Annotated in this window: 17 protein-coding genes; 13 read left to right on the top strand and 4 right to left on the bottom strand. The window is 56.4% G+C overall.

From position 1 onward, the window contains the following. Positions 1 to 225: 225 nt before the first annotated feature. Entirely contained in the window at positions 226 to 1,233 is a 1,008-nt protein-coding gene (locus RE6C_RS07215) for a PP2C family protein-serine/threonine phosphatase (RefSeq protein WP_008655185.1), read from the bottom strand. A 318-nt stretch (positions 1,234 to 1,551) separates the two neighbouring features. On the opposite strand from RE6C_RS07215, the gene RE6C_RS07205 reads away from it, so the two are divergent. After that, positions 1,552 to 2,772 carry an endonuclease/exonuclease/phosphatase family protein gene (locus RE6C_RS07205; RefSeq protein ID WP_008655183.1) on the top strand — a complete coding sequence of 407 codons (1,221 nt, stop codon included), beginning with the start codon at positions 1,552 to 1,554 and terminating at the stop codon, positions 2,770 to 2,772. A 95-nt stretch (positions 2,773 to 2,867) separates the two neighbouring features. Here the strand turns inward: RE6C_RS07205 and RE6C_RS32765 are convergent, their stop codons facing one another. Beyond that, entirely contained in the window at positions 2,868 to 3,326 is a 459-nt protein-coding gene (locus RE6C_RS32765; RefSeq protein WP_236618008.1) for an FKBP-type peptidyl-prolyl cis-trans isomerase, read from the bottom strand. A 305-nt stretch (positions 3,327 to 3,631) separates the two neighbouring features. Between RE6C_RS32765 and RE6C_RS07195 the strand changes: the two genes are divergently transcribed. From RE6C_RS07195 to RE6C_RS07180, 4 genes are all read left to right on the top strand, one after another. Then, entirely contained in the window at positions 3,632 to 4,450 is an 819-nt protein-coding gene (locus RE6C_RS07195) for a sugar phosphate isomerase/epimerase family protein (RefSeq protein ID WP_008655180.1), read from the top strand. A 63-nt stretch (positions 4,451 to 4,513) separates the two neighbouring features. Then, a complete protein-coding gene (locus RE6C_RS07190; RefSeq protein ID WP_008655179.1) occupies positions 4,514 to 4,963 on the top strand; it encodes an RbsD/FucU family protein in 450 nt (149 codons plus the stop codon). Then, the gene (locus RE6C_RS07185) at positions 4,960 to 6,492 is read left to right on the top strand and encodes an SLC13 family permease (RefSeq protein ID WP_173401773.1); all 1,533 of its coding nucleotides are present in this window, start codon (positions 4,960 to 4,962) and stop codon (positions 6,490 to 6,492) included. The genes RE6C_RS07190 and RE6C_RS07185 overlap by 4 nt, the downstream gene beginning before the upstream one ends. Beyond that, a complete protein-coding gene (locus tag RE6C_RS07180) occupies positions 6,419 to 7,354 on the top strand; it encodes an SMP-30/gluconolactonase/LRE family protein (RefSeq protein ID WP_236618007.1) in 936 nt (311 codons plus the stop codon). Before RE6C_RS07185 ends, RE6C_RS07180 begins: the two co-directional genes overlap by 74 nt. 190 nt (positions 7,355 to 7,544) lie before the next feature. On the opposite strand, the gene RE6C_RS07175 is transcribed toward RE6C_RS07180, so the two are convergent. After that, positions 7,545 to 8,948, bottom strand: a complete 1,404-nt coding sequence (locus RE6C_RS07175) for a DUF1552 domain-containing protein (protein WP_008655176.1) — start codon at positions 8,946 to 8,948, stop codon at positions 7,545 to 7,547. 51 nt (positions 8,949 to 8,999) lie between these two features. After that, positions 9,000 to 11,726 carry a DUF1592 domain-containing protein gene (locus RE6C_RS07170; protein ID WP_008655175.1) on the bottom strand — a complete coding sequence of 909 codons (2,727 nt, stop codon included), beginning with the start codon at positions 11,724 to 11,726 and terminating at the stop codon, positions 9,000 to 9,002. Positions 11,727 to 12,486: 760 nt separating this feature from the next. Between RE6C_RS07170 and RE6C_RS07160 the strand changes: the two genes are divergently transcribed. The 8 genes from RE6C_RS07160 to RE6C_RS07125 all read left to right on the top strand — a co-directional run bounded on the left by RE6C_RS07160 (position 12,487) and on the right by RE6C_RS07125 (position 19,715). Beyond that, positions 12,487 to 13,617, top strand: a complete 1,131-nt coding sequence (locus tag RE6C_RS07160; RefSeq protein WP_008655174.1) for an SPFH domain-containing protein — start codon at positions 12,487 to 12,489, stop codon at positions 13,615 to 13,617. Positions 13,618 to 13,675: 58 nt separating this feature from the next. Next, positions 13,676 to 14,170 (top strand): S-adenosylmethionine decarboxylase family protein, encoded by a 495-nt coding sequence (locus RE6C_RS07155; RefSeq protein WP_236618006.1) that lies wholly within the window; start codon positions 13,676 to 13,678, stop codon positions 14,168 to 14,170. Beyond that, positions 14,167 to 15,750, top strand: coding sequence for a DUF4178 domain-containing protein (locus RE6C_RS07150; protein WP_008655172.1), 1,584 nt, complete (start codon positions 14,167 to 14,169; stop codon positions 15,748 to 15,750). Before RE6C_RS07155 ends, RE6C_RS07150 begins: the two co-directional genes overlap by 4 nt. Beyond that, positions 15,750 to 15,914, top strand: a complete 165-nt coding sequence (locus RE6C_RS32415) for a hypothetical protein (RefSeq protein ID WP_007328617.1) — start codon at positions 15,750 to 15,752, stop codon at positions 15,912 to 15,914. Before RE6C_RS07150 ends, RE6C_RS32415 begins: the two co-directional genes overlap by 1 nt. A 108-nt stretch (positions 15,915 to 16,022) precedes the next feature. Beyond that, on the top strand, positions 16,023 to 16,310 hold the full coding sequence (locus tag RE6C_RS07140; RefSeq protein WP_008655170.1) for a DUF350 domain-containing protein: 288 nt from the start codon (positions 16,023 to 16,025) through the stop codon (positions 16,308 to 16,310). Positions 16,311 to 16,574: 264 nt separating this feature from the next. Beyond that, positions 16,575 to 16,895, top strand: a complete 321-nt coding sequence (locus RE6C_RS07135; protein WP_008655169.1) for a hypothetical protein — start codon at positions 16,575 to 16,577, stop codon at positions 16,893 to 16,895. Between the two features lie 326 nt (positions 16,896 to 17,221). After that, complete coding sequence (locus RE6C_RS07130; protein WP_236615645.1) at positions 17,222 to 17,365, top strand: hypothetical protein; 144 nt, start codon at positions 17,222 to 17,224, stop codon at positions 17,363 to 17,365. Between the two features lie 577 nt (positions 17,366 to 17,942). Next, positions 17,943 to 19,715, top strand: coding sequence for a S41 family peptidase (locus RE6C_RS07125; protein WP_008655164.1), 1,773 nt, complete (start codon positions 17,943 to 17,945; stop codon positions 19,713 to 19,715). Positions 19,716 to 20,154 lie beyond the last annotated feature (439 nt).

Below are 20,154 nucleotides of genomic sequence, written 5' to 3'. Positions count from 1 at the left end.
GAAACCGGAACTCTTTGCCTCACCGATGTACAGTCACAGCATCCTCGCATTCCAGCATCGGACGATCAAAACCGGTCCAGAACGCATGTTCGAACCCCGAGTGAACCCGGAGTGAATTCGCGCGTCGGGGAATTCCCTGATGCACAACTGCCTCGCACGAGTGAACGGCCGCTCAGCTATCGACGATGCTTCGCCCAAGTTGCGAATCGCCTGTTGACCCGCCCATCAATCCGATTTGGAACGCTCATCCGGCAGTGTGTCTTCGTTTGCAAACGATTGCAGTTCCTGCAGGCTCATCGATTCCTTCAAATCGGGTTGCAGATCGCTCTCGTCATCCAATTGAACCAAAGGCACCGATCGCGGCAGATCGCCTTCCCCGCCTGACGTTCCGTTTCCGTTCGGGCGGCTGACCACGACGGTGATGTTGTCGATCCCGCCGGATCCGTTCGCCAACGCAACCAAGTGATCCGCCATCTCGTCGACGTCATCACCATATTGCTGAACGATGGACAGCAGCGTCGCTTCATCGATGTATCGAGTCAGTCCGTCACTGCACAGCACCACCGTGTCGCCCTTCTGCAACTCGACTCGTCGGACCTCAGCGATCAAGTCATTGTGGCCGTGACCACCGAGCACGTTCCAAAGAACGTTCGACCAACGGCTGCCCGCTTCGTCTTCGGGCTTCATACCACCGGCATCCACCAACTGTTTCGCCAGCGTGTGATCGGTCGTCAATTGCTCACACTTGCCGTCACGGATCAGGTAGCAACGACTGTCGCCAGCGTGCACGACGTACATACGAGGCCAAACGAGATAGGCCAGTGTCAGCGTCGTTCCCATCCCACGATGCTCGGTCGCGTCCTTCGCTTCGGCGAGCAATTTGGTATGGGTCTGTTGCAACAACGCTTTCAACGATTCGATGAAGGCCTCGTCATGGTCCTCGTCCAAATGTAAAAACCAGTGAATGTTATTGAGCAACTGCGAGATCAAATGATCCACCGCCAAATTGCTGGCTCGTCGTCCCGCCGCGTGGCCACCCATGCCATCGGCGACCACCAAAAGCTCACCGCTTCTACCTCCGAACAGCATGCATTCTTCATCCAACGCCAAACTGGTGGAGTGAATCTGCATGGACTTCCGCAGCTCAGCGATCAGAAACTGATCCTGATTGTCTTTTCGACGTTGACCAACGTCGGTTCGTCCCGCTGCACGAATGGAAGATTCTGTATTCACTGGTTCCCTGGAAACTCTGGCTCGATGCGATCACGTCCATGGCATTCGAATTGACGTTCCGCGAACGGACAGGCAAACCGCAACGTTACCCGCCACATCACTCAATACGTCTGGTTCCGGACAAGGTTCCAACATCGTGAACAATCGTCGATTCGCGTCACCGAGCCGCCACGCGATCAGCAAATGCAATCTGCGGACCGTTGCCGAGCACAACTTCAATCGCGAGCAAAGCACTCATTGCCACACTGGTGTTACCCTGCGAAAACCAATGTCCCCTGGACTGACCAGCATTGTAGCGTTCCCCCGAGTAGGTGGTTTATGAATTTGCGTCTCGCCACAACGGTTTTTGTCGCGTGTATCGCGTTGGTTCCCAATGTGAGCCGCGGCCAGGACAACCCGCCCACCTCCGATTCATCGGCAACAGAAGAGTCCGTGGAGAAATCACCCAACGCCATCCGCGTCGCTTCCTTCAACGTATCGCTCTACGGGAAGAAAGCCGGTGAAGTCGCCGAGCGGCTGCTGGCTGGTGATGATTCGCAAGCCACCGATTTGGCGACGGTGATCCAGGCCGTGCGACCGGACATTCTGCTGTTATGTGAAATCGATCACGACGCCGACGGTCGCACGCTCGATGCATTCGTCAACGGCTACTTGGCAAAAGGCGACGCTGCGATTGACTATCCATATCGCTGGTCCATTCCCACCAACACGGGACTGCTTGGCAAGCTTGATTTGGATTCGGACGGCGACGTTGAGCTCCCAACCGATGCTCACGGTTTCGGCCAGTATCCCGGTCAGTACGCGATGGCGATTCTCAGCCGATTCGAGATTGATCGCGATGCCATCCGAACGTTTCAAACATTCCGCTGGTCAACGATGCCGGATGCGTTGAAGCCGGTCGACCCTGTCACCGGACGGTCCTACTACAGCGACACGGTTTGGCAATCGTTGCGGTTGTCCAGCAAGAACCACGTGGACGTTCCGATCTTGATCCCCGCCAGTCAAAGTGAAGGATCCGCGGGCAATGGCGATTCCAATCCACAAGCCTTGCATTTGCTGGCCAGCCATCCGACTCCGCCGGTCTTTGACGGCAAGGAAGATCGCAACGGAAAACGCAACCATGACGAGATCCGATTTTGGAACGAGTACATTTCCAAACCGGACGCCGAATGGATCATCGACGACTCCGGAACCGTCGGTGGATTGCAGAGTGACTCGGCGGCAGATGCGATGTTCGTGATCGCGGGCGATTTAAACTCGGACCCAAAGCAAGGCGACAGTCTGCGAAGCGGCATCGCCAATTTGATCAGCAACCCTCGAGTGCAAGACGCGATGCCAACCAGTTCGCAACATGGGATTTCCACCGCGAAGTTTGGCCGCAACGAAATTCGCGTGGACTATGTGTTGCCATCCAGCAACCTCCATGTACTTCGCTCCGCCGTCGTCTGGCCTGATGCAAAAACCGACCTGGGCAAACGCGTCCGAGCGACTGACCACCGAATGGTTTGGATCGACATCGAACGACCGAGCCCGCAGTGAGCTCGGCAACGATCTTTCAGGCTGTCCGGAAGACGAAACAGCCCGAAGCATTCGAATGATCGCGTAACCCTGCGGGTCGCATTCAGCAAACTCGTCTAGCGAACGTCGTGCAGTTCGACTTTGAAGTGCAACGTCGCATTTGGTGGAATCTCCGGTGGGCTGCCCATGACCCCGTAACCAAGATCGGACGGAACTTCCAATTCGATCATGCCACCTTCGCTGACCAATTGAACTCCTTCGGTCCAAGCCGGGATGACGCTCGACAAATTGAATTTGGTTGGTTCGCGGCGATTGTATGAGCTGTCGAATTCGCGACCGCTGTCCAACCATCCAACGTAGTCCACCGTCACAAAGCTTTCGGGTCCCGGATTGTCTCCACTTCCCTTTCGCAAAATACGGTACTTCAATCCCGAATCAGTCGTCGTGAATTCGGTCGGAGCGTCGGGGTCTTCCGGACCGGGTGAACTGGACCGCGTGGAGAGATTGCATCCCATTGGCAACATCGCGAAAGCCAATGCCAGCGCTGCCATGGTGGATTTGGACGGAAGATTCATCGGTTCGATCAAACTGAAAGAGTGAAACGCAACTTGGAAGAGCGAAGTGAACGGTTACCGGTCGGCCGGAAGCGGGTGTCAGGCGTCTTTTTGCGAATCACCGGCCGGGCGACTTTGGCGACGGCGGCCTGACGATTCTTTTCCGGACCGTTCCTAAGAAGCACGACTGCGACGAATCCATCTTCGCTCTCGCAAGCGATTTTTGTTGCACGTCTGCCATCTTGGGGCGTGACAGCCTACATTGTCAGACCGTGACAGGACCAGATCCCGACCCAAAACTCTAGAATCGAAGACAGCCCCGAATCATGCCTTTCCGTTACGCAATCTGCAACGAAACGTTTGGTGACATGCCCGTGGAAGACGCCCTTCGCTTGGCAAAGGACGCGGGTTACACCGGATGGGAAGTGGCCCCATTCATGTTGTCCGATGACATTTCGTCGTTCTCAAAGTCCGAACGTCGCACCTACCGCGATTTAATGACCGACGCGGAAATGCAGTGCGTTGGCCTGCATTGGTTGCTGGCCAAAACCGAGGGCTATCACCTGACGACGCGAGACGCGATCACTCGTGCCAGCACAACCGCGTATTTATGCGATCTGGCGGAATTGTGTGCCGACTTGGGCGGCAAAGTCATGGTGCTGGGGTCGCCTCAGCAACGCAATCGCACCGAAGGCCAATCGATCGACGAGGCGATGGAAAACGCAGCGGAAGTCCTGCGAGGTGTTGTGCCGGCGCTTCACTCGCATGGCGTTCGAATCGCACTGGAACCACTCGGACCAGCAGAAGGCGACTTTCTCAACACCGCCGACGAAGGCGTTCGGCTGGCTGAAATGATTGACGATGACCACATCGGTTTGCACTTGGACGTCAAAGCCATGAGCAGCGAATCCAAACCGATTGAAACCGTCATTCGCGAACACGCCGATTCGATGATCCACTTTCACGCCAACGACCCCAATCTGCTCGGTCCCGGCATGGGCGACGTGCCATTCCAGCCAATCATGCAGGCACTGTCAGACATTGACTATGACGGTTGGGTCAGCGTCGAAGTCTTCGACTATTCGCCTGGTGCAGAAACCCTGGCCCGCGAAAGCATCGCCAATTTGAAAAGCAGCATTGGCTAGGTCCGACTGCCCGAACAATCATTCATCCCCACTTTTAGAACCACACTGACCGAGGCTCTCCCCATGCTTTTGTCCAACTTGATCCACCCCGAAATCTCGGCGGTCTGTGCCGCTGCCGGTCACCACAGCACCATCTTGATCGCGGATGGCAACTATCCAGCACTGAACAAACGCGGCCCCAACGCGAAACTGGTTAGCCTGAACTTGAGCCCTGGTTTGGTTTCATGCGATCAAGTTCTGAAAGCATTGCTATCGGCGATTCCAGTGGAAGCCGCAATGACCATGCAAACCGAGGCCGACGGCCCCTACGCTCTCGATGGCGATCCACCGGTTTGGGAAGAGTACCGCAAGTCATTCAAAGATGCCGGCAGCAGCGTCGAACTGCAACCGCTCGAAAAATGGTCCTTCTACGACCACGTCATCACCGATGACCATGTGCTGACGATCCAAACCGGTGACCAACAACGCTATGCCAACCTTCTGCTCACCCTCGGTGTGCGGATGGATGGATGAACTTCGATAAGATCTCCCGCTGGATGCTGCCGATAGCGCCTTTGGTCGCTCTCGTCATTTGCTATTTCGCGAATCTCAATGGGCTGTCGCTTCCCGCCACGATGTGCGCCGGCGTTGCGATTGTTTGCGCGTTGTGGTGGATCTTCGAATGCCTGCACATCGCCGTCGTGGGGCTGTTGCCGTTCGTGGCATTGCCAACGCTGGGAGTCGTCAGTCACCGCGAGGTGGCCGAAGCGTACGGGCACACGATGATCCTGCTGTTGTTGGGAGGGTTTCTGCTTTCCGCCGCGATGGAACGCAGTGGGGCTCACCGCCGAATCGCAATCAACATGGTCAAATTGGTCGGCGGTCGAGGTGGGAAACGACTCGTTTTGGGGTTCATGCTTGCCACCGCGTCGCTTTCGATGTGGATCAGCAACTCCGCCACCGCACTGATGATGTTGCCCATCGCCTTGGCGGTTCTCTCGCAAGCCGACGATCCCAAACTCCGAGTTCCGCTACTGCTGGGGATTGCCTATTCGGCCAGCGTCGGCGGCATGGCGACTCCGATCGGAACGCCGCCCAACGTTGTTTTCATGGGCGAAATGGAATCGAAATTCGGCGTCGAGGTTCCCTTTGGAACTTGGATGATGTTCGGTTTGCCAGTCACGATCATCATGCTGCCGATCATCTGGTGGTGGCTGACTCGCAAGATCGATGACGTCCGCCCAGTCTCGATGCCGTCGATGGATTCCATCGCACGCAATGAAGTTTATTTGTTGATCGTGTTTGCCGTGACGGCATTCCTTTGGGTCTTTCGATCCAGCCCGCTTGGTGGCTGGACGGGATTGCTGCCTTGGGACGGTACCCTGATTGGTGACGCGACCATTGCTTTGGCCGCATCGTTGTTTCTGTTCATTTGTCCGAGTGGACTGAACGACGGAGAACGATTGATGGATTGGGACACCGCCGCGAAAATTCCTTGGGGCATCTTGATCATGTTCGGCGGCGGCATGGCGCTCGCCACCGGGTTTGATCAATCGGGATTGAGCGTCTCGATTGGACGACAACTCGCGTTTCTAAAGGAAGCACCACCATGGGCGATCGTCCTGTCCATTTGCATGCTGGTCACGTTCCTGACTGAGATCACCAGCAGTACCGCGACCGCGATGTTGTTGCTGCCGATCTTGGCCGCGTTGTCTTTGGAAGTAGGACTGCCGCCCGAGTTGTTGATGCTGCCGGGAACAATCAGTTGCTCCTGCGCGTTCATGCTGCCCGTCGCCACCGCCCCCAATGTCATCGTCTTCGGCGCGGGAGGCATCCGCACCGACGAGATGGCTCGCAACGGCTTGTTCCTCAACTTGATCGCCGCCGTTGTGATTACGATGGTTTCTTTGACCGTCGCGGGAATGGACTGGATGCCGCGATTGGACATTGTCCCTCCAGTCCCCGAAAGTGAATCAACAGATGAATCCAATGCGTCGGCGGCTATTGGCATGGGTCGCAATCACCTCGTCTTCCATCCTGAGCTGCAGCCTTTTCGCGGATGACACTACGTCTGCCGCAGCAACCGCAGAACCAGTTTCCGTTATTCAGCCGGGAGCAGAGCTGAAGCTGATCGGTGAGTCGTACAAGTTCACCGAAGGACCGACCGCGGACGACGACGGCAACGTCTACTTCACCGATCAACCCAACGATCGCATCGTTCGTTACGACGCGAAATCCGGCGAGCTGACCGATTGGTTGTCGCCCTGCGGACGCAGCAACGGATTGTTCTTTGTCGCCCCTGACAAGCTGATCGCTTGCGCCGACGCCAACAACGAGATGTGGTCGATCAACCTGAACGACAAGTCACACAAGGTCTTGGTGGACTCAGTGGACGGTCGTCGCTTCGGCGGCCCCAATGATTGCTGGGTCGACACCAATGGAACGATCTATTTCACCGATCCTCTCTACATGCGACCTTACTGGAAGCACACCATCCCGTCTGACAACCCTCGCGGCGTTTATCGACTCTCCAAAGACGGCGAGCTGACGCAGGTCGTCGATGATTTGGTTCAACCGAACGGCATCATCGGCGACTCGGAGAACCGCCAGCTTTGGATCGCGGACATCGGCGACAAGAAAACCTATCGCTACGATATCGCCGAAGACGGTTCGCTAACCAACCGCGAACTGTTCTGCCAAATGGGCAGCGACGGAATGACGCTGGATCAACAACGCAACTTGTACCTGACGGGCGGCGCTGGTGTGACGATCTTCAGTGCGGACGGCAACAAGCTCGAAACGATTGCCGTTCCAAAGGGCTGGACGGCCAACGTGACGTTCGGCGGCGAAGGACACCGTGAGCTCTTCATCACCGCGAAAGATGCGGTATACACAATCCCGATGCGAGTCAGCGGGCTGCGTTGAGTGACGCTTGCCAGCAATCATCAGAGCCCGTGACGGTGATAGTCGATGCGGGCGAGATAGTTCGCCCGCTTGATGCAGAGAGTCGCCTGCGTCGTGACAGGCGGGGCTTCCAGGAGGGGATCATCGGGCTTGGAAGCCCAACTTACGGGCAGAGATGCCTCGTGGGCATCTGGATGAAGTCTGGCGTCGGTTAGGACAGACTCAGGCGGCCGGTGCTGTCGCCGATTTCTTCCGCGGGCGTTCCGACGACATCGAGCATGCTGAGGAACAAGTTCGCCATCGGCGTTTCTTCTGCTGCCTGCAGGTAACGTCCGGTCTTGATCTGACCACCGCCACCGCCTGCCAGCACGATTGGCAAATCATGGTGGGTGTGACGGTTTCCGTCGCCCAGTCCACTGCCGTACAGCACCATCGAGTTGTCCAGCAGCGTGCCGCCGCTTTCCTCGACCGAATCCAGTCGCTCGAGGAAGTAAGCAAACTGTTCGACCAAGTAGTGATCGATCTTTTGAATTTTCTCAACCGTCTCGGTCTTGTCACGGTGGTGACTCAAACCGTGGTGAGCTTCCTTGACACCGATCTCGGGATACGTGCGATTGCCGCCCGCGGTGTCGAGCATGAAGGTTGCGACTCGGGTCGTATCGGTTTGGAATCCAACGACCATCAAGTCATACATCAAACGAGCGTGCTCACGGAATGCGGTGACACGGCCCATCGGCACTTCGAGATCGGGCAGTGACTTGCGATCTTCGGCTTCGGTTTGCTCAATCCGAGTCTCGATTTCACGCACGCTGGTAAAGTATTCATCCAGCTTGCGTTTGTCGGTCTTGCCGACCTGTTTCATCAGCCGCTCTGCGTCACCACGAACAACGTCGAGGATGCTCTTTCGGGCCAATCGTTGCTTGCGTTCCATTGCTGCATCACCGGAACCGAACATTCGCTCAAACGCGAGCCGAGGAATGGTTTCCTTTGGCATCGGTTGCGTTTCGTTCTTCCACGAAATGTTTGACGAGTAAGCACAGCTGTACCCGGAGTCACAACTGCCAGCGTTCCGGCTGCCGTTCAAGCCAAGTTCAATCGATGGCAAACGAGTTTGGCCGGCCAGTGCGGTTGCGGCGACTTGGTCGAGCGAAATTCCCAATCGAATGTTGCTGCTCGTTTTGACCGGACGTGCCGCGGTCAAGAAGGTCGAACCGCCACGAGCGTGGTCACCCGCACCATCTTTGCCCGCTCGTCCGTTTTCGTGAGCCAAGTTCGAGATGACGTTCAGTTTGTCTTTGAAAGCTTCGAGAGGCTTGAGCGTCTCGCCCATCTCCCAGTTATCGCCGTCCACCTTGGGACGCCACTTTGGCTGAATCACACCGTTGGGAAAGAACACGCATGCCATGCGAACCGGACGCGAAACGTCGGTCATCTGCAACGCTTCTTTGGCTGCGTATGCGCTGCGACCGGCTGGCGTCATCGCTTCGAGCAACGGCAATCCGAGAGCCAACCCGGAAGCTCGTAGCATCGTGCGGCGACTCAAACGGGACGAACCGATTTGGACGATCGAGTTGGGCTGGTTGGGAGCGTTGGGGACGTTCATCGAGTCTTTCATGTGACTTTCCTTAGTTCAGGCGAGGAGCCTTGGGCAGGCAGGAAGGAACGATCAGGAGGCGGGGACGCTGGTGGTCAAAAACGGAGGGCTGTTGATGACGCCTTCGACGAGGTCCCGCAAACGGTAACCTTCGCCTTCAGCTTCATCCAAAATGGCTTCTACAAAACATCTATCGGCAGGACGCAGTTCGCGGCCAATAGCAAAGGATAACAATCGGCGGACGGTCGTGTCAGCAAAACGTCGTGTTTCGGTACTGGCCAACATTTCGCTCAATTCCATCGCCCCCCGGAACGAACGGCCGCCAGGAAGCTCTCCGTTGGCGTCGGCAACCGATGGATCGCTGGGCGGTCGAAGCCGTCCGAGGTGGTCCATTGTCTCCAAACCAAAACCGAGGGCGTCCATCACGCGGTGACACGAGGCACAACCAGGATCGGCACGATGCAATTCCAACTGTTCGCGAAGGGTCGCGTCAGCCGAGGCCGCACGTGTTTCTTCCAATTCGGGCACGTTCGGCGGGGCTTCTGGTGGAGGCGATCCGAGGACGTTTTCCAAAATCCATTTGCCGCGTAGAACCGGTGAGTTTCGAGTCGGATAGCTGGTTAGCGTCAGCACGCCGGCATGGCCCAAAATCCCGCGTCGGCCCGCGTCGGCCAGCGACACCTTTTGAAAAGCGTCCACTTCTTTGGATTCAGGAAGTTTTACGCCATACCAGTCCGCCAATGATTCGTTGACGAACGTGTAGTCAGCGGTCAGCAATTCGGTCACTGGCAGATTGTTCTTCAGCACGTGGTCGAACAAGGCGTGAGTCTCGCCGGCCAAGTCATCGACCGTGATCGCGGGACCTTCTTCGTTGCCGCCGAAGTCCGCCATGTCGCGAGCCTTCAAGTTGCCCAACCCGAACCACTGAGTGGCGAATTGTTCGCCGAGTGACATCGATTTCGGATCATCCAACATTCGGTGAATGTGACGACGTCGTTTGGCCTCGTCGACCAACTGATTCTCTTTCGCGGCTTGCAAAAGTTCCTTGTCGGGAATGCTGCTCCACAAGAAGAACGACAATCGGCTGGCCAGCTGAGTCGACGACAACGGAACCGCTTCGCCGGTCGCCGCCAACTCGCGGGCTTCGTCTGTTTCGGGCAGTTCGATACGGAACAAGAAACTCGGCGAGCACAGAATCGCAGTGATGGCCTGTTGCATGCCCACATAGAACGACTCCCGTCGGTCCGTGGCTGCTTCAACCAAAGTCGCGTACCGCTTGACTTCTTCTTCGCTGACTTCGCGGCGAAAAGCTCGACGCATCAACGGTTCCAAATTTACCTTGGCCGCCTTGTAAACGTCTTCCCAATGATCGCTTCGTTCGCGAGCCAATCGGATGATCAGTTGCGACTGTGTGGCGGGCAAATCCTTGCGGCTTTGTGGCCCAGGACCTTTGATCGACACGGTCTTGAATTTGAAGTTGAACTCGTCATCGGAAATCCGACGCGAGACTTCAACCTTCTCACCGGCGGGCAACACGGTTTTGGCGAGTTCCTCGTCGGTCAATGCTTTCACACGTTCTGAAACCGATTCGCCGATACGCCATGGGTCCTTGCGATCTTCTGACTTGGGAAGCTCATCGATCCAGGTATCGGTCGGCGAAAAGAAGAACCTGTGTTTGCCGGGTTTGAGCGTTGCTCGGAACGACTCACCGTCGGTCGGGCCACTCTTTTCCTGGTAGTTGAAATCGAGGATCTCAAGCAACAGTCCCTCTTCGTTGTGCACCATCACACAACGATTGACTTTGTCGCTTTCCTTGGGCTCTTCTTTGTCTTCGTCCCTCCTACGATCTCGCTTTCGGTCCTTGCGGTTATCGTCCGAGTCTTTCGCATCGGCATCCTTCGAATCGGCGTCCTTTTCTTCTGACTCTTCCTCTTTCGCCGCGATCAGTTCCGATCGACGAACGTTCGTGCCGCCACGAATGTCGAAGTAGTACTCGCCTTCGACGGGAACATCGACCTCGCACCACACCATGCCGTCGCCGCGAATGAACCATTCGCCAAACGAAGCCAACTTTGCTTCGCCGATCGTGTGCAGGGTTTGGTCGGCGAACGTCTTGTTGAGCGATGGCAGAGTTGCGGGATCAACGATGACAGTCGAAGCAACCGATTCGCCGGCCTTCAAATATTTTTCCATCAGCATGGTCGACAGCGACAACACATCAGCGTTGTTGTCAAAGCCACCACCGACTTCGTCCGAGGGGAATTGATCGGCGGGTCGAAGATCCATTCCGAACAAGTCGCGAATGGCGTTGTTGTATTCGGCGCGGTTCAAACGACGCGCGGTGATGCGACCGGGTTTGGGACGCAAGTCACAAGTGGCGTGATAAACCAGATCGTCGAGTTGATCGGCGAGTTGACGTCGTTCTTCGACCGTTGGCAACGCGGAATCTTCCGGTGGCATCGCACCGAAACGAATCATGCTGATCGAATGCATTGCCAACTCGCTGTTTTCGCGAATCTTTTCGGCGGTGCTGAGAAGCGTCAGATCCACTTCGGCTTCTTGATAGTCCGCGTTGTGGCAATCGATGCAGAACTCTTCCAACTTCAGAAAACCGGAGTTCTCCCAAGCGGTCAGATCATCGGTGGTCGGCTCGACCATTTTGGAATCGGCCTTCGCCGAAACCTCTGACTCGGGTTCGTCAGCGTGGATGGTTGAGGTCGTCAACAACGCTAGCGTGCCCGCGAACGAACAAAGTACGCGAGTCCAGCGAGTTCCCGGCAGGATGCAATCGGATTTCATAGGCAGGCTGAGCGATCGACGGCAAAATTGGATGCAATCCAATCACGAAGCCGATTGACTCAATCGTTGCGATAGGTGGGATGGTGTGAGGCAGGACTGCAAAACACGATAGCAAGCCGTCCATGGAGGGGGCGTATATCGAACCGCAGCGACGTCCATTGTAACAGATTCTATAGCGTGACCGAATACCTTTCACGAAATCGATCGAGAATTCGCACGCGGTGAAACAACGCGATTTACCCCGAAAAACGCGTCGATCCGTGGCTCTCTGCTCTCTCGCCGCCGCACCAAACCTCCGATCTATCGCACTGCCAACATTTGTTACAAACCGCCTTCGCATTTTGCCCTGATCGGCAGTGCGACCTGGCCGTGTCGCCTGCAGTTGTAGGATAGAGCCAGTGACCGAACCGAAAGTGGTATCTCGGCACGTGACGCGGCCGCATGAATCGATCGAAAACAGCGCCCCGAACGCGGATTGTTCCAGCCTGATTTACTGACGGGAGCCCAAATGGTTGGGATCTCGATCGTTGCCGCCTGATGGCCTGGATCGTGATGGTCCGGACAAAACGTTTGGGTTTGGCGTTGAGCGTGATCGACCAGGCGAAAGAACTGATGCAGGTGAGCCACCGGATTGATCCGAAACGCTAAAATTCCGCTTCCTTGAATCCGTTTGGGGTTTCGGCCTGACCACCGTTTGACCTTGCCCCCCAACCACCCTAGGCTTTGCAACGATTTCAAGACCGTACACAGGAGATGCGACGTGGGACTGTTTGATCTGATTCGTTCAGAGTTGATTGACATCATCGAATGGATCGATGACACACAACACACGTTGGTGTGGCGATTCCCTCGGCATGACAACGAAATCAAGAACGGAGCACAACTCATTGTGCGTCCGGGCCAAACGGCCGTCTTTGTTTACAAAGGCGAAATCGCCGATATCTACCCACCCGGGCATTACCAACTGACGACGGACAACATGCCCGTCATGACAACGCTGCAAGGTTGGAAGTACGGATTCGACAGCCCGTTCAAAGCCGAAGTCTACTTCGTCAGCACCCGCCAGCTGACCGATCTGAAATGGGGCACACCCAATCCGATCATGTTGCGAGATCCCGAGTTCGGTCCGATCCGGATTCGCGCTTTCGGAACCTACGCTTTGCGTGCCGTTGATCCCAAAGCATTGTTGCTGGAGATCGTCGGTACCGATGGTGAGTTTGGCGCCGACGACGTCAACGTTTTGTTGCGATCGATCATTCAATCCTCATTCGCGGACCTGATTGGCTCCTCGCAAATCGCCGCGTTGGATTTAGCCAGCAACTACGAGCAGCTCGCCGCTCAGCTTCGCGAACGTGTCGTTGAAAAGATCGACGACGAGTACGGACTGGATTGCCCCCAGCTTTTCATCGTCAACATTTCGCTTCCCGAGTCGGTCGAGAAAGCCCTCGACACGCGAACGAGCATGGGCGTGATTGGCGACATGAATCGGTTCCAGCAATACCAAATGGGCCAAGCGATGACGTCGGCCGCCGAAAACGGTGGCGGCGGTGGCGCGGCCGAAGGTTTGGGACTGGGACTCGGCGTCGCAATGGCCGGTCGGATGATGCCCGGAGCCATGAACCCGGGTGCAATGAATCCCGGTGCAGCAGCTGGATCCGGCGGACCTCCACCACCGCCCGCGGCAACGGCTTGGTACGTGGCAAAGGATGGCGTGACGCACGGTCCATTCTCGGCCGATCAAATCCGATCCGGAATCGGAAGTGGCGAGATGGGAGCCGAATCGATGGTTTGGTCGTCGGGCATGGGCGGCTGGTTGATGGCCAAGGACGTTCCCGCGTTGGCATCGATGCTGGCCGCTGGCAGTCCTCCACCACCGCCGCCAGCGAACTGATCCAGGCGACTGACTTTCACGGCCACCGTGATGGAATGATGACAACGGAGTGAACTGAGTGCCCGCAACGCCCCCCAACGCAACGATGAAAACGACGAGCGATCGATCCGCCGCTGCGCCGTCCATCAGCGTCGGTGGGCAATGGATCGTCGATGCGTCGGGCTGCGACGCCAAATCACTCCAGTCATTGGCGACGATCCAGTCCATCTGCAACGACGTGATCGATTCGTTGGGGCTGAAAGTGGTCGGCGAACCTCAGTCGCATATCTTCGGGCCGCCACACGGTGTCACCGCGTTGTATTTGCTTTCTGAATCGCACTTGGCAGTGCACACGTATCCTGAACACGGCGTTGCCACGTTCAATCTGGTTTGCTGCCGAGAAACCGCCGAGTGGGATTGGCAGACGCAATTGCAATCTCGTTTGAACGCGACCAACGTGCGAGTCCGACACCTTCGTCGAGGAGCTTGGGAGACCAACGAAGCCTCAGACACACACTGCTGCAACGCATCGTCCGCACACATTCCGAAAGCAATCATCGAGGTCGACGAATGAAGGTTCGCCGCGCTTCGTGTCCCGGCTGTGGGGCTCCCGTTGAATTCCGATTTGGGAACTCGATGGTCAGCGTCTGTGAATTTTGCCATACCGCGGTCGCTCGCGGTGACAAAGACATCGAGGACTACGGCAAAGTCAGCGATCTCGTCGAGACGGACTCGGTCGTTCAACTCGGTTCCACCGGATCTTTTCGCGGCAAGCCTTTCGAAGTGATCGGCCGTGTTCAATACGACCATGCGGCAGGCGGAGTTTGGGACGAATGGTACCTGCGGTTCCCGGGCGACAAGATGGCTTGGTTGGCCGAGGCTCAAGGCCAGTTGCACCTGACGTTTGAACGGCCGGTGCGATCGAAGTCACCCTTGCCGGAATTCGATTCGCTATCGCTGGGCCAGGTCGTTCACTACGGCGGACAAGATTTGACGGTCGCTGAGTTAGGCGTCGCGAAAGCGAGATCTGCTCAAGGCGAAATCCCTTGGCAGTTTCGTCCCAACGATGACCATCGCTACGTGGATCTACACGGTGCTCCTGAACCCGATGGCGGAGCGTGGTTCGCGACCTTCGATTATTCGCGAGGCGAGCAGCACACGTACATCGGCCGCACGGTCACAAAAGACAAACTGAACCTGTCGACTCCCGATTGGCAGCCTGATCCTGGATCAGGAACGATCGCGGTCGCATCGCTGCATTTGAATTGCCCAAAGTGTGGCGGTTCGCTGGACCTTCATGCACCAAAGGAAACATTGCGAGTTGGTTGCCAACATTGCGGTGCGTTGTTGTCCAACGATGATGGGCGGCTGAAATTGCTGACGATGCTGGAACAACGTGAGATGCACACGTCGTTGCCGCTCGGCATTCGAGGAACCATCGAAGGCACCGAGTACATCATCATCGGCATCATGGCTCGCTTCGTTCGTTATGCGGGCACCACGTATCCTTGGACGGAATACCTGCTCTACGCGCCCGGCGTCGGCTTCCGATGGTTGGTTGAAAACGATCGGCATTGGTCATTCGTCCAGCCCGTCACCGGACACGCGATGGACCCTCTGTCCACTCGCCTTCGATACGACGGCGATTCTTTCCGCATCTACGATCGGGCCACGGCGATTGTGCGTCACGTGATCGGCGAGTTCTATTGGAAGGTTCAGCAAGGGAACTGCGTCGAGACTGCGGACTTCATTGCCCCGCCAAGAATGCTGTCGATTGAAGACAGTTTTGAAGGCAGGACACACGAACGTGTTGTGTCTCTGGGGACGTACATGAAGCCCAGGGAGATTGAGGCCGCATTCGGAGTCGAGAACCTGACGCGTCCATGGGGCGTCGGTGTGATCCAACCTTCGCCAAAAATCCCCTTTGGAGTTTGGCTCGCCTGGGCTGGGTTCTGCTTCTACATGTTCATCATTTACCTCGGCAACCATCGCTCGGCGTCATCCGCAACACCGTCCGCTGACGGCTGGATGCTGTTCTACGGGTTGCTGTTTGTTTCGGCGATTCCGATTGGTTGCCTGGTGTTCATACACAACTTCGAAGTTTCCCGCTGGAAAGACAGCGACTTCAGTCCCTACGCCAGCAGTGATGACTGATGAAAATACTACGAATCTATTTGATCATCGGCGTGCTCGTTTGCTGCTGGTATTCCGTCGCCGCGTTCCGAGGTTGGCAAGCGATCAACTTTGGGATTGTCGACAACATGGGCAGCAGCGGCGGCGGTCGGGCCTACGGTGGTTCGTGGGGCGGCGGAAAGTAGCCAACGAAACCCGGCCCACTCGCGACGTGTATCGCAGCGACACGCGGCACTCATCAAATCAACACACAACACTCCAACGAATCCAAACCAAACGAAAAGGTAGAGAGCATGATTGATCAACTACGTGGCTTGGCACAATCCGACTCCGTCGTGGTGGATCCGGTACCCGCGACTGGCACGAGCCTGGATTTGCTGCTGCAGCATCTGATCGCTGCTTGCGTGTTCTCTGTGGTTGGAATCGTTGTCTTCATGGGCTGTCTGGTGCTGATGGAAAAGCTCACACCTTTCTCGATCCTGCACGAGATCGGTGAAGAACACAACTTGGCCGTCTCGATAGTCGTCGCCGCCATCGTGCTCGGCGTCTCCATCATCATCGCCGCCTCCGTCATCGGTTGAACCGGCACACTGAATTAGATTGGCTCCGTCGTTAAGCCATTGTCGCAGCTGATCCCCACTTCTCAGCCTGCGAATCGAACGACCGTTGCTTGCCTGGATGCTGACGGACAACGTTTCTCAAATTGCAAAACAGAGCATTTCATGCACAAGACAGAGCTCATTGCGAATGCGCGTTCGAGATGCTGCAAGCACATTTGGTTCGGAACCATATTCGGTCTTCTATCTGCATTCATTTCCGGATGCTTACCCACGCCAGCACTCCGAGTGTCCCAACTTCACGGTAAAGTCATCCCGCGCGGCGAAAAGATGATCGACGTCGATATGTCCGGCACCAAAATGAAGGACGGTGACATCTATTCCATCAGCGGCCTGCGTTCAAACGGCCAAGACGGATACCAGCATATCCACACACTGGATCTATCCGATACACGCATCACAGACGACGCCCTCCGCTTCATCGCGTTGCAGGAGGAGGGCTCGTTCCCATTGAGAATCAAAGTGTTGAAGTTGACCAAAACAAACGTTTCAGAATCTGCGATCAAGAACCTTCAGAAAGCTGTTCCAAATTGTGAAATCATACGGTAGAGAGCACTTCTGACGATTTTGTTTCGACATCGCGCTGGAGTGCCATGATTTTGCCAGCGAGCGGGCGAGCGTTTTAACCGCGAATGAACGGCTCATCCGAATACAGAGAAGGAAGATCGAATTGCCTGCAGTGCTCCCTATAGCTGTTGATCGACTGAGCATCGTCTATGCTTTCAGTACCGAGGAAAAATTGTAGGGAAGTGGCGTTTGCGAGTTGGTCACTGCACCGAAACTGATCAAACAGATTCCCATAGCGAGAACGCTGCTCGATGGCCGAACCTCTCTCAAAATCACAGCAGTCACTTCGGGGCCGCAAGATCGCAGACATGACAGACCACCAGCTTCGTGACTGGATCCAAGCCTGCGAAAAGATGGAGAACTGGGTGGGTCACGCGAAAGCTCGACGCGGTTGGCGACTGAGCGGCGTCCAAGCTGAGAAGGAGCTCGATCGCCGGAACAACGTGGCCTGACCGGCGTGGGTCATCATTCTCGGGAAGTCCCCAAAAAACATCGAGCTCGACGACCTGGGAAGGTCATCGTACGGATTGGTTGTGTTGCTTCTGAGCAACCAAGTTGGCGAGTCTTCATTGACGGACTGGCTCCATTGCTTGCCCGCGTGTGGGACAGTGCCTATTCTTATCGCGATGCCAAGAAACAACTGGCGATGAGGAACGTCGCAAATGTTTCACGAGCCTGCTCGTGAAACAACTCGGTCACCGTACTGTGATCACATTGAGTGAAGTTGTTTCTTTCTGCGCACTGGAGGCGCACCACGCGATGAAAGTCGTGCCTGATCGGCACGAGTCATCCCAGCGACAGACACGCCCTGACCGGCAAACTTTCTGTCGTCGCGACAACCGACGGCTTGTTCACCGGGTCGTGCGGTTTGGAGCAAACAGGGTGATATTTCATCGACATGGTTTTTTGACCCGGCACGTTTTGTGACCTAAGTTTGCTCAGCCCCACGATTCGGAGTGTCTTCCGTGGGGCTTGGACTCACCCCGTCCAGCAATCCCCCTCCAACGACACTCACGATGGAATCGGCGCATGGACCTGTTAACGACGATCAATCGATGCCTTGCTTTTGACAAGCAAGCGGACCAAGCAAACGAAGGCAAAGCGATTGCCAAGCACGCTCGTCGACGACGAGTCGCTGGCCGCATGCGGACGTTTGCATTGGTCGTCGGTGCGATCACCGTTGGCGGATCTTCAATGCCCGCGTTTGCACAAGGCTTCGTGCCTTCCCGCGGCCCTTCCGTATCCGCTCCCACCAACGATGCCGAACGCAAACTCGAAGAACAAGAGCGTGCCCGGGCGTTGGCCGACGGCATTGAACTGGAAGATGCCGGTCAGTGGAGCGACGCGATCGACCACTACGAATCGGCAACTCGCCGTTTCCCGCAGGACCGCATCCTGTATCAACGACTGCTGATCAGCCGGTTGCGATTTGACGTCAATCGCCGCTATCAAGATCAAACTTACTTGCGATCGCTGCGTGACATGACGACGTCGCAGTCTCTGGATCTGTACAGTGAGATCTTGGCGAATTTGCAAACACACTATGTTGACACGATCGAGTGGTCACGGGTGTTGCTGCACGGAACCGCGGCTCTGGAGACCGCGCTCGATGATGAAACGTTCGTACAAACGATGCTCCCCAATGCGACACCGGAACAGATTGAAAAGTTTCGGATGGAAATTCATCATCGGATCAGTCAACGGTCCACCCAAAGCCGATTCGATCTGCGTGCCACCGTGTCGCAAGTCGCGTCCATGGCTCAACAAGAGCTCGGCTTGAGCGGAACCGCGACCGTGCTAGAGTTCGTGTCGGGTGCGGTGTCGACGCTGGACACGTACACTCGTTTGCTGTCGCCCGGACAACTGGACGACATGTTCAGCACCATCGATGGCAACTTTGTCGGACTCGGCGTTGAGCTGAAACCCGGCGAGGACTGTTTGAAAATTCTGTCAGTGATCCCGGGTGGTCCCGCCGATGAAGCCGGCATCGTCGCTGGTGATCGAATCATGGGAGTGGACGCGATTTCCGCCGCCGACCGAGACCCTGACTACGTCGCCGATTTGCTGCGTGGTCCCGAGGGATCGCTGGTGTCGCTGGAGATCGCATCTGTTGATCAACAACCGCGTTCCATCAGTGTCGCACGACGCCGAGTCGATGTGCCATGTGTTGAAAACATTCACTTGGTCGACACGGATGCCAAAATTGGCTACTTCCGCCTGACGAACTTTCAGAAGTCGACGCCCGCTGAAGTCGAGAAGGCACTGTGGGCACTCAGTCGTCAAGGAATGCGTTCGCTGATCATCGACCTGCGAGACAATCCTGGCGGGTTGTTGCCCGCGTCGGTGGAAGTTGCGGACCGGTTCATCGACAGCGGTCGAATTCTGACCACCCGTGGGCGCAACGCTCGCGAAAACTTTGATTACTCGGCTCACCGCGCCAACACGTGGAATGTTCCGTTGGCGGTTTTGATTGACCGAAACAGTGCGAGTGCCAGCGAGATCTTCTCGGGTGCCATTCGCGATTCCAACCGAGGAACGGTCGTCGGCGAAAAGAGCTATGGCAAAGGCAGCGTGCAGGGAATTTTCCGAATGCAAGCGGCCCAGTTCGGGCTGTGTTTGACGACGGCGAAGTTCTATTCACCAAGCGGCCGAGCGATCAGCCGCAACGGTGTCGAACCGCACTTGTCCGTGCCCCCGACCTACATCGCGGCTCGCCCGGATGAGAACGGACGATTGGTCACTGAATTGGAAGACGATGTGCTGCAACGAGCCATCGAGCACTTGGCTCAACCGGCACACTGATCGGCTTGCGATTGTTAGCTGACGTGCGTTAGCACCGGCTATTTGACGCAACCGGGCCTAGCGGCCATCGGCAGATTGGTGCGGTTTGGAAGAGAGATCTGGTCAGCGGGTGTCAGCTTGTAGATCGGTCGTGGCGATTGAAAAAGTTAAATTGACAATTGTAAATTCTAAATTGGCTGGGTGGCGCCGGGGCTTTTGAATCCGCTCGTTGGCGAGTGGTTTGTCAAGGAAGCAACTTCGGGTGACACCGGACGGCTCGCGCCGTTCCGCTACCAATTTCAGCCGCAGCGCACGAGCTCTCCGGTACCAAACTTAGCGGCAGGGCGCAAGCCCTCCGGTTTGTGAGGAGCCCAGCGTGAGACCGGACGGCTCGCGCCGTTCCGCTACCAACTTCAGCTGCAGCGCACGATCCCTCCGGTACCAATCTTAGCGGCAGGGC

It is taken from the genome of Rhodopirellula europaea 6C (assembly GCF_000338295.1).
GTDB lineage: Bacteria > Planctomycetota > Planctomycetia > Pirellulales > Pirellulaceae > Rhodopirellula > Rhodopirellula europaea.
The sequence above is the reverse complement of the archived record's forward strand: the minus strand, read 5'-3'. Positions and strand labels throughout refer to the sequence as shown.

What these genes read in the sequence shown, in the direction of transcription:
- RE6C_RS07205 (WP_008655183.1), top strand. Translation starts at nt 1,552, where the DNA reads ATGAATTTGCGTCTCGCCACAACGGTTTTTGTCGCGTGTATCGCGTTG.
- RE6C_RS32765 (WP_236618008.1), bottom strand. Translation starts at nt 3,326, where the DNA reads ATGAATCTTCCGTCCAAATCCACCATGGCAGCGCTGGCATTGGCTTTC.
- RE6C_RS07195 (WP_008655180.1), top strand. Translation starts at nt 3,632, where the DNA reads ATGCCTTTCCGTTACGCAATCTGCAACGAAACGTTTGGTGACATGCCC.
- RE6C_RS07190 (WP_008655179.1), top strand. Translation starts at nt 4,514, where the DNA reads ATGCTTTTGTCCAACTTGATCCACCCCGAAATCTCGGCGGTCTGTGCC.
- RE6C_RS07185 (WP_173401773.1), top strand. Translation starts at nt 4,960, where the DNA reads ATGAACTTCGATAAGATCTCCCGCTGGATGCTGCCGATAGCGCCTTTG.
- RE6C_RS07180 (WP_236618007.1), top strand. Translation starts at nt 6,419, where the DNA reads ATGCGTCGGCGGCTATTGGCATGGGTCGCAATCACCTCGTCTTCCATC.
- RE6C_RS07175 (WP_008655176.1), bottom strand. Translation starts at nt 8,948, where the DNA reads ATGAAAGACTCGATGAACGTCCCCAACGCTCCCAACCAGCCCAACTCG.
- RE6C_RS07170 (WP_008655175.1), bottom strand. Translation starts at nt 11,726, where the DNA reads ATGAAATCCGATTGCATCCTGCCGGGAACTCGCTGGACTCGCGTACTT.
- RE6C_RS07150 (WP_008655172.1), top strand. Translation starts at nt 14,167, where the DNA reads ATGAAGGTTCGCCGCGCTTCGTGTCCCGGCTGTGGGGCTCCCGTTGAA.
- RE6C_RS32415 (WP_007328617.1), top strand. Translation starts at nt 15,750, where the DNA reads ATGAAAATACTACGAATCTATTTGATCATCGGCGTGCTCGTTTGCTGC.
- RE6C_RS07140 (WP_008655170.1), top strand. Translation starts at nt 16,023, where the DNA reads ATGATTGATCAACTACGTGGCTTGGCACAATCCGACTCCGTCGTGGTG.
- RE6C_RS07130 (WP_236615645.1), top strand. Translation starts at nt 17,222, where the DNA reads ATGACAGACCACCAGCTTCGTGACTGGATCCAAGCCTGCGAAAAGATG.
- RE6C_RS07125 (WP_008655164.1), top strand. Translation starts at nt 17,943, where the DNA reads ATGGACCTGTTAACGACGATCAATCGATGCCTTGCTTTTGACAAGCAA.